A 13,285-nucleotide genomic window follows, 5' to 3' on the forward strand; every position below is an offset into this window, starting at 1 on the left:
GATGTTTGTACTTCTTGATCACAAGGGAGGTCAAACCGCAATGAGAGGAATGAGTCGTGCTTGAAGCCTACCGTAAACACGTCGAAGAGCGTGCCGCAGAAGGAGTTGTACCTAGACCCCTTGATGCTGAACAAGTCGCGGGACTTGTAGAATTATTAAAAAATCCGCCAGCAGGCGAAGAAGCTTTCCTTATTGATCTTCTAGAAAATCGTATTCCACCGGGTGTAGATGAAGCCGCATACGTTAAAGCGGGCTTCCTTACTGCAATTACTAAAAGTGAAGTAACGTCCCCGTTAGTCAGCCGTGAAAAAGCGGCTGAACTTCTGGGTACCATGCAAGGTGGATACAACATTGAATCACTGGTTTCTTTACTAGAAGATGCCGATTTAGCCCCAATCGCTGTAAAAGCACTGTCCCATACATTGTTAATGTTTGATGCATTCTATGACGTTGAAGAGAAAGCCAAAGCAGGCAATGCCTCTGCTCAGCAAGTCCTTCAATCATGGGCGGATGCAGATTGGTTTACATCAAAAGAAAAAGTCGCAGAAAAAATTACCGTTAAGATATTTAAAGTCACGGGTGAAACGAACACTGATGACTTATCTCCAGCACCAGATGCATGGTCTCGTCCAGACATTCCAGTACACGCTAAAGCGATGCTGAAGATGGAACGAGATGGTATCAAGCCTGACGATCAGGGTAACGTTGGTCCTCTTAAGCAAATCGAAGAGCTGCAAAAAGATGGCATTCAGTTAGCTTATGTTGGTGATGTTGTTGGTACAGGTTCATCTCGTAAATCGGCGACGAACTCCGTTCTTTGGTTCATGGGCGAAGATATTCCTTACGTTCCAAACAAGCGCACTGGTGGTGTTTGTTTAGGTGGCAAAATTGCTCCAATCTTCTACAACACAATGGAAGATTCAGGCGCATTGCCAATTGAACTCGACGTACAAGAAATGAACATGGGTGATATCATCGATATCTTCCCATACGAAGGTGTTGTACACAAAAATGGCGCAGAAATCTCAAGCTTTGAATTGAGTAAAGTTTTACTGGATGAAGTACGTGCTGGTGGTCGTATTCCATTGATCATTGGTCGTGGATTAACAAGCCGTGCTCGCGCATCTCTTGGTCTTGCTGACACCGATTTATTCGCTAAGCCAATTGATCCATCAGCTTCAGATAAAGGCTACACGTTAGCTCAGAAGATGGTGGGTAAGGCATGTGGCGTAGAAGGTGTACGTGCAGGTCAATACTGTGAGCCTAAGATGACAACGGTTGGTTCTCAAGATACGACCGGTCCAATGACTCGTGATGAATTGAAAGACTTGGCGTGTCTTGGCTTCTCGGCTGACTTGGTTATGCAGTCATTCTGTCACACTTCGGCATACCCGAAACCTGTTGATGTGAATACGCACCACACATTGCCAGACTTCATCATGAACCGCGCAGGTGTATCACTACGTCCAGGTGATGGTGTTATCCACTCATGGTTAAACCGTATGCTTCTACCTGATACTGTTGGTACAGGTGGTGATTCACATACACGTTTCCCTCTTGGTATTTCATTCCCTGCGGGTTCTGGTTTGGTTGCATTTGCAGCCGCTACAGGGGTAATGCCTCTGGATATGCCTGAGTCTATCTTGGTGCGCTTTAAAGGCGACATGCAACCAGGTATTACGCTTCGTGACCTAGTACATGCGATTCCTTACTACGCAATTCAACAAGGTCTTTTGACAGTTGAAAAAGCGGGTAAGATCAACGAATTCTCAGGTCGTGTGCTTGAAATTGAAGGTGTTGAACATCTAACCGTAGAGCAAGTGTTTGAGTTATCAGATGCCTCAGCAGAGCGCTCTGCGGCTGGTTGTGCCGTTAAACTTTCTCAAGAATCCATCGAAGAGTACTTAAACTCTAACATCACCATGCTTAAATGGATGATTTCTGAAGGATACGGCGATGTACGTACGATCGAACGTCGTGTTACTGCAATGGAAGAGTGGCTAGCGAACCCTGAGTTGATGGAAGCCGATGATGACGCAGAATACGCACATGTTATCGAAATCGACTTAGCGGATATCAGTGAACCAATCCTTTGTGCACCAAATGATCCAGATGACGCACGTTTGTTGTCTGAAGTTCAGGGTACCAATATTGATGAAGTCTTCATTGGTTCGTGCATGACGAACATCGGACATTTCCGTGCTGCGGGTAAATTGCTTGATAAACACAATGGTCAGTTGGATACACGTTTGTGGATTGCACCACCAACGAAAATGGACCGTGATCAGCTAACGGAAGAAGGATACTACGGTATTTATGGTCGCGCTGGGGTTCGTATTGAAACACCAGGCTGTTCTTTGTGTATGGGTAACCAAGCACGTGTAGCAGATAAAGCGACTGTTATGTCTACATCTACTCGTAACTTCCCGAACCGTTTAGGTACAGGTGCTGATGTATACCTAGCGTCTGCAGAGCTTGCTGCGGTAGGTGCGATACTTGGACATATTCCTACAAAAGAGGAATACCTAGAGTATGCTAAGCAAATCGATGCGACTGCTGCGGATACTTACCGTTACTTAAACTTCCACAAGATGGGACAGTACACGGAAAAAGCAGACACAGTTATCTTCCAAGAGCCAGCATAAGCTTACTGAAGTAAAACCTTAAATTAAGAACGCCCCGTCAGGGGCGTTTTTTGTTTCCTCTAACTTATCTCACTATCGATTCACCTATCTTCAGCATTTTTTCTAAAATTACTACTAGGCGATCTTCGATTCGTCGTCGGCATAGTGATACACTCCGCTCCCTCAAGATTTTTCGAGTAAAACGCCATGGAATATCAATTCACAAAGAACAGTCTGACTGGAGACTACTTAGTTAAATGCAGTATGGGACATGAGATCGTAGGACGTTGGCTTCAAGAAGAAGTGAATGCTCAAATCAGTGTGATTGACGGTATTTTGCAAAGGCTTGAGTGGATGGTTGATGGTCAGCATCACGAAGACAAAATCGACGGGCGAGAGATCAGCGTGTTGATCACCCGTGAAGAAGTGACTATTCAAGAAAATGGTTTCACCTACCAGCCTGAATGCGATGAGCCAGATATGCATATTTACGAAAGTGAGAGCAGTGCGAGTTGTGGCTTCGAGGATTTTGTTGATTTGGTCAAGGCGTGGAAGGACTTCGTAAAGTCCTACTAACGCTCCAAATTTCAGCTTTTCATTACTCTGTCCCCAAAATGGGGAAATGATTGAGCTCTGCTTCAAATTCGGGAAGAGGATGCACTAATGTTGTGCATCCTCTTTTTTTGTTTACTCATTGAAATTACTTTAATTCTTTATAATCAGCTTGTTAGGTTTTTGGCACACTCCTTGATTGTTATCTAGGTGTTAACGGATTACACCAAATCAGAGAGGACATGATGAAAATAATCAATGCCATTATTAAACCATTCAAACTTGACGACGTAAGGGAAGCTTTGTCGGACGTAGGTATCGAGGGGATGACGGTCAGCGAAGTGAAAGGCTTCGGTCGTCAGAAAGGACATACCGAGTTGTACCGAGGAGCTGAATACCAAGTGGATTTTCTGCCAAAAGTAAAATTAGAAATCGCCACCCAATCAGACAATGTTGATCGTGTTGTAGAAGCGATTACGAATGCAGCACATACGGGAAAAATTGGCGACGGCAAGATTTTTGTTTATGACCTTCACCAAGCGATTCGAATTCGCACAGGTGAAATGGATTCAGAAGCACTTTAAGGAATTGAGGATTTTATTATGGAACTATCAGTAACTGTAGCCGAACTAAGATACGCACTGGACACCTTTTTCTTTCTCATTTCAGGTGCGTTGGTTATGTGGATGGCCGCTGGCTTTGCCATGTTAGAAGCGGGATTGGTTCGATCAAAAAATACCACTGAAATTCTGACCAAAAACATCTGCTTGTACGCCATTGCCTGTACGACATTCTTGTTGGTTGGTTATCACGTTATGTACGTAGACAATGCTGAAGGTGGTTGGTTGCCATCATTTGGCGCATTGATTGGTACTCAAGGTGAAGGTGCCGATCACTCCCTTGAGTCTGATTTCTTTTTCCAAGTGGTGTTTGTTGCTACCGCCATGTCTGTTGTGTCAGGGGCGGTGGCTGAGCGAATGAAGCTTTGGTCGTTCTTGATTTTCTCTGTTGTATTAACTGCATTTATTTACCCAATGGAAGGTTACTGGACTTGGGGAGGCGGTTTCTTGTCAGAAGCAGGCTTCAGTGATTTTGCAGGCTCTGGCATCGTACACATGGCGGGTGCAGCTGCAGCTTTAGCTGGCGTAGTGCTACTTGGTGCGCGTAAAGGTAAATATGGTAAGAATGGTGAAATCTACCCAATTCCAGGTTCAAACATGCCTCTCGCTACATTGGGTACATTTATCTTATGGTTCGGCTGGTTCGGATTTAACGGTGGGTCCCAATTGATGGTGTCGGACTTTGAAAATGCGACCGCGGTAGGTCAAATCTTCCTGAACACCAATGCCGCTGCAGCAGCTGGCGCAATCGCAGCACTGCTTGTGTGCAAAACAACTTGGGGCAAAGCAGACCTCACCATGGTGTTAAACGGTGCGTTAGCGGGTCTAGTCGCTATCACCGCGGATCCATTGTCTCCTTCTCCACTGGTTGCTGTTGGAATCGGTGTAGCTGCTGGTGCGTTAGTGGTGTTCAGTATTGTCGCGATGGATAAAGTGAAAATAGATGACCCTGTAGGCGCAATTTCAGTGCACGGCGTGTGTGGTCTGTTTGGTTTGATGATGGTACCTGTGAGCAATGCAGATGCTGCTTTTTCAACCCAACTTCTTGGCGCCGCTGTTATCTTTGCTTGGGTATTCGGAGCAAGCCTAGTGGTTTGGTATGTTCTGAAAGTAACCATGGGGATCCGAGTGACGGAAGAAGAAGAGCTTGAAGGTATGGACATGCACGACTGTGGAGTAGGGGCATATCCTGAGTTTGTATCAGTGAAATAAAACTGAGACGAAACATGTCGTTACCAAAATTAATGATAAACCTGTCAGAAATGACAGGTTTTTTTGATCTAGATACAGAATGGACGATTGTCAATGAGATTCGTTTGAATATAATAAGGCGACTGATAAACATTATCATTATGCTTTCACAAAGGACGAATACGATGAAAAAATTGCTGACCCTTTCCGCCATTGCGTGTGGTGTGGTTGCTCCTTCTGCAATGGCCGCTGAAGAAGTTAACGTATACTCTTACCGCCAGCCTTTCTTGGTTGAACCAATGTTCAAAGAGTTCACTAAAGAAACAGGTATTAAAGTAAACGTTAAGTTTGCAAAGAAAGGTTTGGCTGAAAAGCTAGCTCAAGAAGGCGAGTACAGCCCAGCAGACGTTATTCTGACTGTAGACATCAGCCGTCTTGCTGAATTGTCTAAAAAAGGTCTTGTACAATCTGTAAACAGCGATGTGATTGAAGCGAACATTCCAGCTCAGTATCAAGACAACAACAATGAGTGGTTTGGTATCACAACACGTACTCGTAATGTTTACTCTTCTCGTGAGCGTGTTGGCAAACTAGGTGAAGACTTCACATACGAAGATCTTGCTAAGCCACAATTCAAAGGCAAGATTTGTACTCGTAGCGGTAAGCACCCTTACAACGTTTCTCTTATCTCTTCTATGATTGCTCATAAAGGTGAAGCGGCAACGAAAACTTGGTTGGAAGGCGTTAAAGCTAACCTAGCACGTAAACCTCAAGGTAACGACCGAGCACAAGTTAAAGCAATCAAAGAAGGTCTATGTGACGTATCTTTGGGTAACAGCTACTACCTTGGCAAGATGGTAAACAACAAAGATCAACTTGCTTGGGCTGAAGCGGTTTACATTAACTTCCCTAACCAAAAAGCAGCGGGTACTCACGTAAACATCAGTGGTATGGCTATGGCTAAGCACTCGCCAAATAAAGCGAATGCTAAGAAGTTGATGGAATTCCTAACAGAAAACAAAGCTCAGGCAATGTACGCAGAAGTAAACTTCGAATACCCAGTTAAAGAAGGTGTTAAGCGTTCTGAGCTAGTTGCATCTTGGGGTGACTTCAAAGCAGATACTATTTCTCTTGAAGAAATCGCAGGTAACCACTCTAAAGCGATTAAACTTCTAGACGAAGTTAAATTCGACCTATAATTCGAAACTTTTGCTCAATCTATTAGGTTATGTTGACCTTTCTTGACTGAGCAAATGCTTTTTAAAGCCATCATAAGCGGTGTAGATAGTAGTAACTTTAAGATGTTACTGACTCATTTCATTGCTAATGATGGCTTTGTTAGTTTTTAGGGATTAAAAAGCAAAATGAGAGTCGTTTTGATATACTTTCCTAATTACCGCATTTTTTAAAAGGGATATGAAGTGAAAAGAGCTTTATATTGCTTTGAAGTCGTTGGGCAATGAAAGAAAATCATACTACTTGGAAAATCAGCAGCTGGAGTGTTGCTGGGCTGTTGGCACTACCAATAATTGCCATTTTTTATATGTCCATCGGTCCATCGGATATCTTTCCGCATCTGATGAGTACCGTCCTGCCTATCTACATAGCAAACACCATAAAACTTGTTGCCGGTGTTATGCTACTTTCGATTTTACTCGGTGTCCCCAGTGCATGGCTCATGGCCATGTGTAAGCTTCCTACTGAAAAAATTCTGCAATGGGCATTGGTACTTCCATTAGCGATGCCAAGTTACATTGTTGCCTATGTCTATACGGACTGGTTTGATTTTCCAGGACCCATTCAGATGTTACTGAGGGAGCTGACGGGGTGGGGACCGGGTGAGTATTGGTTTCCCGATATTCGAACGCTGACTGGCGCGGTTATTATTCTCGCTTTGGTCCTATATCCTTACGTATACCTTTTAGGGCGTGCTGCCTTTATGGAGCAGAATGTTTCGTTGCTCCAATCTGCTCGTTTGCTCAAATGTTCGCCTATTACTAGCTTTTTTCGAATTTCGATGCCATTGGCAAGACCTTCCATTGCGGTGGGGCTTTCACTTGTTGCGATGGAAACCATTGGTGATTTTGGTACCGTAAACTACTTTGCGGTTCATACGCTAACTACTGCTGTCTATGATACTTGGCTTGATCATTCAGAATTGCCTGCAGCAGCTAAGATATCTTCTATCATGCTAATGGTCGTGATCTTGTTGATCAGTGCGGAGCGCTACAGTCGCCGCAGACAAAAGTTGTTTCAAACCCATTTTAATAGCCACGAAGATGTGAGATACGAACTTCAAGGTTGGAAGAAATGGGCAGCTCTAGTGTGGTGTTGGGGGCTGGTCTCAGCCGCGTTCATTTTACCGCTTCTACAATTGTGTTCGTACGCGTACACCTATTTTGCACAAAGTTGGACTGATGAATTTCGCCAATATTCATTGAATAGCCTACAGGTATCACTCACAGCGGCAGTGTTTGGTGTGGCTGTTGCCTTAATTGTGAACTTCTGCCAACGAGTCAACCCAGGAAGAAACAGTGTTATGTCGATGCGTTTTTCTTCAATGGGCTATGCGGTGCCGGGAACAGTCCTTGCCATTGGTGTCATGACCTTTGTTAACACGGTAGAGCATGGCATCAACGACTTTGCAAAATGGATGGAATTTACCCCACCAGGGCTATTGCTGTCTGGTTCTATGTTTGCGCTTATTTTTGCCATGGTGGTTCGATTCTCGGCCGTTGCAATAGGTAGTGTTGAAAGCAGCATGAGCAAGATATCGCCTTCTTTGGATATGGCGACACGAACCATGGGTTGCAATGCCAATGAAATGCTTAGAAAAATCCACCTACCCTTAGTGAGACGTGGTGCGTTGATTGCGGGGTTACTTGTCTTTATTGAGTGTATGAAAGAACTCAATGCCTCATTACTTTTACGCCCTTTTAATTTCGAAACACTGGCAACGTACGTTTTTAACTACGCGTCAGACGAACAGTTAGAACTGGCGGCAATGCCCGCAGTTCTGTTGGTGCTTGTGGGACTTATCCCCTTGATTATGGTTAACCGTTCACTGGAGCAAAATCACTGATGAGTTGTGCATTAACAATTGAAAATCTGACATGTCAGTACCAAACCCAGACTGTATTGGAATCATTATCTTTGACCGTTGAACACGGTGAAATTGTATGTTTACTGGGGGCAAGTGGTTGCGGTAAAACGACATTGCTAAAAGCGATCGCAGGGCTGCTTCCATTAGCGAGTGGAACCATGACGCTTAATTGTCAAACCATCGATAACGGTAAAGATTGGGTACCACCAGAAAAGCGTAATATTGGCATGATTTTCCAAGATTACGCCTTATTCCCTCATTTGACCGTGGAACAAAACGTAGGCTTTGGACTGCGTACGAGCAATGAAGCCGAGAAAGCGAACAAAGTGGCAGAGATGCTTAAGCTCGTTAAATTGGACGAATTTGGCGATCGTTTTCCTCATCAGTTGTCTGGTGGTCAACAGCAGCGTGTTGCTATCGCTCGATCTTTGGCGTACAAGCCCGACCTCTTATTGCTAGACGAACCATTTTCAAATATCGATACACAGGTGCGTCATGAATTGATCCGAGAAATACGTAAGATCTTTAAAGCTCAAGGCGTAACCGCAATTTTTGTAACGCATAGCCGTGAAGAAGCGTTTGCCTTCTCGGATAAAATGGCGGTGATGAATAATGGTGTGATTGAGCAGTTTGGCAGCGCATCTGAGCTGTATTACCAACCTTCCAGTAAATTCGTTGCTGACTTTCTTGGCGGAGGAAGTTATTTGCCCGCAAAACGGGTAGCGAGCGATCAATTCGATACCGCGTTTGGTGTATTAGGGGCTTTAGCTCAGTCGGAGATTCGCATGGATCAAGAGTGTGAGTTACTGCTGCGTCCTCAGCACGTTAAGGTAAGTGCTGATAGTGAAAGCAGCATTCATATTCTTGAGCAGCAATTTATGGGTGACCACTGTCGCTACGTTATAGAAGCCAATGGCACACGTTTGATTGCCAGTTCCTCTGAAGCTCTAGATATCAATCAAAAAGTGAATGTTCAGATAGAGTCGGATGGCGTTTTAGCGTTTTGACGAAAACCAGATTTAGAAACAGAAAGGATAAAGCCCAGCAATTGCTGGGCTTTGTTTTTGGACCTATAGGGGTATATCACCATCAATTGATAGGTGAACACCGAGCTGTGACTAGCAACTCGGTGCGTCCAAAGTATCGTAAAGAACAATTGTGACAATTGTTCTTTAGGATCAGAGTGACAAGAACTCTTTGACCAAAGCAACAGTCGCTTCAGCGGTTTCTTTGTCTTTCATTTCAGAGAAGATACGAAGCAAAGGTTCAGTACCTGAGAATCTTGCGATCACCCAGCCACCATTTTTAAAGTAAACTTTTGCGCCGTCTTCATAGCTGACTTTTTCAATTTCAAATTCAAACTCAGGGAGCTGCTTTTCAACATAGATCTTGTTGTAAAGTGCTTCTTTCTGGCTTGGTTTAAAGGTGCAATCACCTTCAGCAGTATAGGCATAGCCATATTGGCTGTAGATCTCATCCAGCAATTCAGAGAGTTTCTTACCTGTAACACTGATCATCTCAACCAAAAGGCTGGATGCGAACACACCGTCTTTGCCTTTGATGTGACCACGAATGGTCAAACCGCCTGAGCTTTCACCACCAATCAAGGAATCATCTGCTTCCATTTGAGAGCTGATATGCTTAAAGCCAACCGGCACTTCAAAAGATTTTTCGCCGTTATCTTCCGCAATCTTATCTAGGAGGTGAGTCGTTGCGATGTTACGTACAACCGACCCTTTCCAACCTTTGTACTTCAGTAAATAGTAGTACAGCAGAATTAGAACTTCATTGGGGTGAATGAAGTCACCTTTTTCATCAATAATGCCTAAGCGGTCAGCATCGCCATCAGTACCGATACCAATGTCATACCCTTCAGCGGCAACCAAATGCTTTAGTCGGTAAAGTGTGGCTGCACTAGGAGAAGGCATCAAGCCGCCAAAATCTGGGTTCTTTCCATCATTGATCACATCGACATCACAACGACCATTGATCAGTACCGTTTGCAGTGCGTTCTTTGCAACACCGAACATAGGATCGATCAGAACACGCAAGTTGGCTTTTTTGATCGCTTCGATATCAATAAAGTTAATGATCGAGTCAACGAACTCGTTCATTGGGTTGATTTCGATGATGGTTTTGTCGGCTACAGCTTGCTCAAAGTCGGTACTTTTGACTTGATCAAGTGTAAGCGTTGAGATTTGATCTTCAATCTTCTGCGTGATGATTTCGTCTGCGTCACGACCGCCTTCAATGAAGACTTTTATGCCATTGTAATCGGCAGGGTTGTGCGATGCAGTAATACAAGCTGAGTAGGCACAGCCCATCTCTTTTGCTTTAAACATCACAATTGGTGTAGGAACAAACTTGTTGATAAAGCTGACGGTGATGCCATTTGCGGCAAGCACTTCTGCAAACCAGCTGCCTGCTTTATCAGAAAGGAAGCGTCTGTCGTAACCGACAATGAAACCTTTGTCCTCTACTTGTTCGTTTAACATGATATTGGCTACGGCTTGAGCCACCAGACGAACGTTGTCTTTGGTGAACTCTTCGCCGATAAAGGCGCGCCAGCCACCTGTACCGAACTTAATCATATTAAAATCCTATTTCTCTCCGCGGTTCGCAATGAACCAAAAAATAAATGGGTGGGAGAAAACCCTCCCACCAAAAAATTGTCCAAGAACCGTTAGGTTATCTAAGACCAACTAAGAGCTAGCCAAGAATAACGACAACGTCGTTGATGCTGCCTTCAGCTTGTACTGGAACTACGCCGCTTACCGCTTCGCCATTCACAGTGATAGATTTCACGCCCTTGCTGACGGAATCTGGGTTTTGCACTTTAATGTTGTACGTTGCTCCACGCCATTGACGCGTCACTTCAAATCCAGGCCATTCGGTTGGGATACAAGGATCAATACTTAAGCCTTCAAATCCAGCACTTACACCAAGAATAAAGTTGGTCACGGCGAAATATGCCCAGCCAGAAGTACCCGTCAACCAAGGGTGGTTTGCACGGCCATGATCTTGGTGGTCGCGACCCATGATGAACTGAACGTAGGAGTAAGGTTCAGCAACACGCTTTTCGATGTTCTCGTTTTGGTTGTATGGGTTCAGTGCATCGAAGAACTTCATTGCACGGTTGCCACGCCCCAATTTCGCTTCTGCAACCCATGCCCAAGGGTTCGGGTGAGAGAAGATCGCACCGTTTTCTTTTACGCCTTGATAAACACGAGTAACAAAGCCGATGTCGTCGTTTGGAGTAGCGAAAGAAGGCGCGTTTAGGTGCAAGCCGTATTCAGAGAATAGGTTCTCATCAACCGCGTCCATTGCTTTTTCGCCGCGCTCTTGAGATACCGCTCCAGACAGTACCGCCAGAGTATTGGACTCTAGGTGTACACGCCCTTCTTTTTGCTGGGCTGTACCAATTTTTTCACCATTCTTTGTTAGACCACGGATGTACCAGCCACCTTCGTCGTCCCAAAGGTGCGTTTCACAAGCTTCACGAACGTTTGCTGCCATTTCAGTGTACTTAGCAACATCTTCATCGTTGCCGCGGTATTTCGCGAGGTCGATAAATTCTTGCAGTGCCCAGAAATGAAGGAATGACACCATAGAAGACTCACCGCCACCTAGGTTCAGACAGTCGTTCCAGTCTGCACGTAGACCTTTACAAATACCTGTTTGTCCAACGTATTTAGCCGAGAAGTCTAGGGCTGCTTTCATGTGATCATAAACGGACGCATCGCCACCGTCTGCGTAAGGAATACTTTCGTCGAAGAAGCTTTCTTCACCCGTTTCCATAACGTACTTACAGATAGTAGGAACCAACCATAAGTGATCATCTGAACATGTATCTTCAATGCCGTGGATCTTGTCTTCGTCTGAAGGCGTTGGAACCACTGTTGGCGATTTCGAAGGCTCAACGTCAGCTTTTTCAGGATCAAACCAATCAGGATCAAATAGGTGCAAGCCGTAGCCCGCTTTAACTTGACCACGTAGAAGATCGACGAGACGCTTACGTGTCATTTCAGCATTGGAGTGAGGCACCGAAATGGCATCTTGCGCGGTATCGCGGTAACCCAAACCAGTACGACCACCTACTTCAATGAAAGAGGCAAAGCGAGACCAAACCACACATGTTTCTGCTTGGTATAGCGTCCATGTGTTGATCATGGTATCCAAGCCTTCGTTTGGTGACTTCACTTGGAACTTGGCACAACGCTCGTCCCAGTGGGCTTTAATGCCATCAAATGCTGCATCCACTTCATTGAGATCTTGGTATTTTTCACGCAGGCGCTCGCCATTGCCTTTACCAATACCTAAGATGTAAGCAAAACGCACTTCTTCACCCGGTTGGATAGTGAATTGCTTGTGCAATGATCCACAGTGGTTGTAACAAGTTTGTGCAGTGTTAGAACACTTGCCGTTTTCAACTGCGATCGGGTTTGCTTCGTCGCGGTAAGCACCTAGGAAGCTGTCGCGCTGGCCATCGTATGAGTCTGGGCTGAACGTAGAAGCTAGGTAGTAGAAACCTTCAAAGTCATTTGTGTTGTAGTAAAGGTCATACTCAATCACACCGTCTTTGTATTCCGTACCTGCAGAGTACAAAGACATTTGGTGGTTTTGGTTATCTGATTGGATATGGCTGAACGAGAATTCAACAAATGAAAACGCACTGATGGTACGAGGCTTATCTGATGTGTTTTTAAGAACAACATCCCAGATTTCTGCATCTTCGCCTTTTGGTACAAACAACGTTTTGGTCGCAGTAATACCCGCATATTCACATTTGAATTTTGAGTAAGAAAGACCATGACGAACTTCGTAGTTCGCTTCATCTAGGCTTTTTGCCACTGGTTGCCATGAAATTGACCAGTAATCACCTGTTTCATCGTCACGCAGGTAAACGTAATGTCCTGGGCGATCAAGAGTCGCATTTGGACGAAACTTAGTGACACGGTTGTATTCTGGAGAGTTATAGAATGAGTAACCGCCTGCGTTATGAGAAATCACAGTACAGAACTTTTCCGTGCCTAAGTAGTTTGTCCATGGCGCTGGTGCATCTGGACGCGTAATGACATATTCACGATTATCGTTATCGAAATAGCCGTATTTCATGGTTCTTTCCTTTTAAACAAACTGCGAAGGGTTGCAGTAAAAAACGAGTAATTTCTTCGTCTAAGCCGTTGCTTGACGCA

Annotated in this window: 9 protein-coding genes; 7 read left to right on the top strand and 2 right to left on the bottom strand. The window is 44.6% G+C overall.

Going from position 1 to position 13,285, the window contains the following annotated elements; translation table 11 throughout:
• Positions 1-56: 56 nt before the first annotated feature.
• The 7 genes from acnB to LDO37_RS03615 all read left to right on the top strand — a co-directional run bounded on the left by acnB (position 57) and on the right by LDO37_RS03615 (position 9,097).
• Complete coding sequence (acnB, locus tag LDO37_RS03585) at positions 57-2,645, top strand: bifunctional aconitate hydratase 2/2-methylisocitrate dehydratase (RefSeq protein ID WP_126607034.1); 2,589 nt, start codon at positions 57-59, stop codon at positions 2,643-2,645.
• A 186-nt stretch (positions 2,646-2,831) separates the two neighbouring features.
• Positions 2,832-3,200, top strand: coding sequence for a YacL family protein (locus tag LDO37_RS03590; protein ID WP_101113279.1), 369 nt, complete (start codon positions 2,832-2,834; stop codon positions 3,198-3,200).
• Positions 3,201-3,421: 221 nt separating this feature from the next.
• Entirely contained in the window at positions 3,422-3,760 is a 339-nt protein-coding gene (glnK, locus tag LDO37_RS03595; RefSeq protein ID WP_126607046.1) for a P-II family nitrogen regulator, read from the top strand.
• A gap of 18 nt (positions 3,761-3,778) precedes the next feature.
• Positions 3,779-5,008: an ammonium transporter gene (locus LDO37_RS03600; RefSeq protein ID WP_101113277.1), complete on the top strand. Its 1,230-nt coding sequence runs from the start codon at positions 3,779-3,781 to the stop codon at positions 5,006-5,008.
• Between the two features lie 164 nt (positions 5,009-5,172).
• Positions 5,173-6,186, top strand: coding sequence for a Fe(3+) ABC transporter substrate-binding protein (locus tag LDO37_RS03605; RefSeq protein WP_101113276.1), 1,014 nt, complete (start codon positions 5,173-5,175; stop codon positions 6,184-6,186).
• A 260-nt stretch (positions 6,187-6,446) separates the two neighbouring features.
• Positions 6,447-8,069, top strand: a complete 1,623-nt coding sequence (locus tag LDO37_RS03610; protein WP_126607035.1) for an ABC transporter permease — start codon at positions 6,447-6,449, stop codon at positions 8,067-8,069.
• Positions 8,069-9,097, top strand: a complete 1,029-nt coding sequence (locus LDO37_RS03615) for an ABC transporter ATP-binding protein (RefSeq protein ID WP_126607036.1) — start codon at positions 8,069-8,071, stop codon at positions 9,095-9,097. Before LDO37_RS03610 ends, LDO37_RS03615 begins: the two co-directional genes overlap by 1 nt.
• Before the next feature lie 171 nt (positions 9,098-9,268).
• Here LDO37_RS03615 and LDO37_RS03620 read toward each other — a convergent pair whose 3' ends face one another.
• Together LDO37_RS03620 and LDO37_RS03625 are read right to left on the bottom strand one after the other, a co-directional pair.
• Positions 9,269-10,681, bottom strand: coding sequence for a phosphoglucomutase/phosphomannomutase family protein (locus LDO37_RS03620; protein ID WP_126607037.1), 1,413 nt, complete (start codon positions 10,679-10,681; stop codon positions 9,269-9,271).
• 118 nt (positions 10,682-10,799) lie between these two features.
• Positions 10,800-13,205 carry a GH36-type glycosyl hydrolase domain-containing protein gene (locus LDO37_RS03625; protein WP_126607038.1) on the bottom strand — a complete coding sequence of 802 codons (2,406 nt, stop codon included), beginning with the start codon at positions 13,203-13,205 and terminating at the stop codon, positions 10,800-10,802.
• Positions 13,206-13,285: the final 80 nt, after the last annotated feature.

The organism is Vibrio penaeicida (genome assembly GCF_019977755.1).
GTDB classification, from domain to species: Bacteria; Pseudomonadota; Gammaproteobacteria; order Enterobacterales; family Vibrionaceae; genus Vibrio; species Vibrio penaeicida.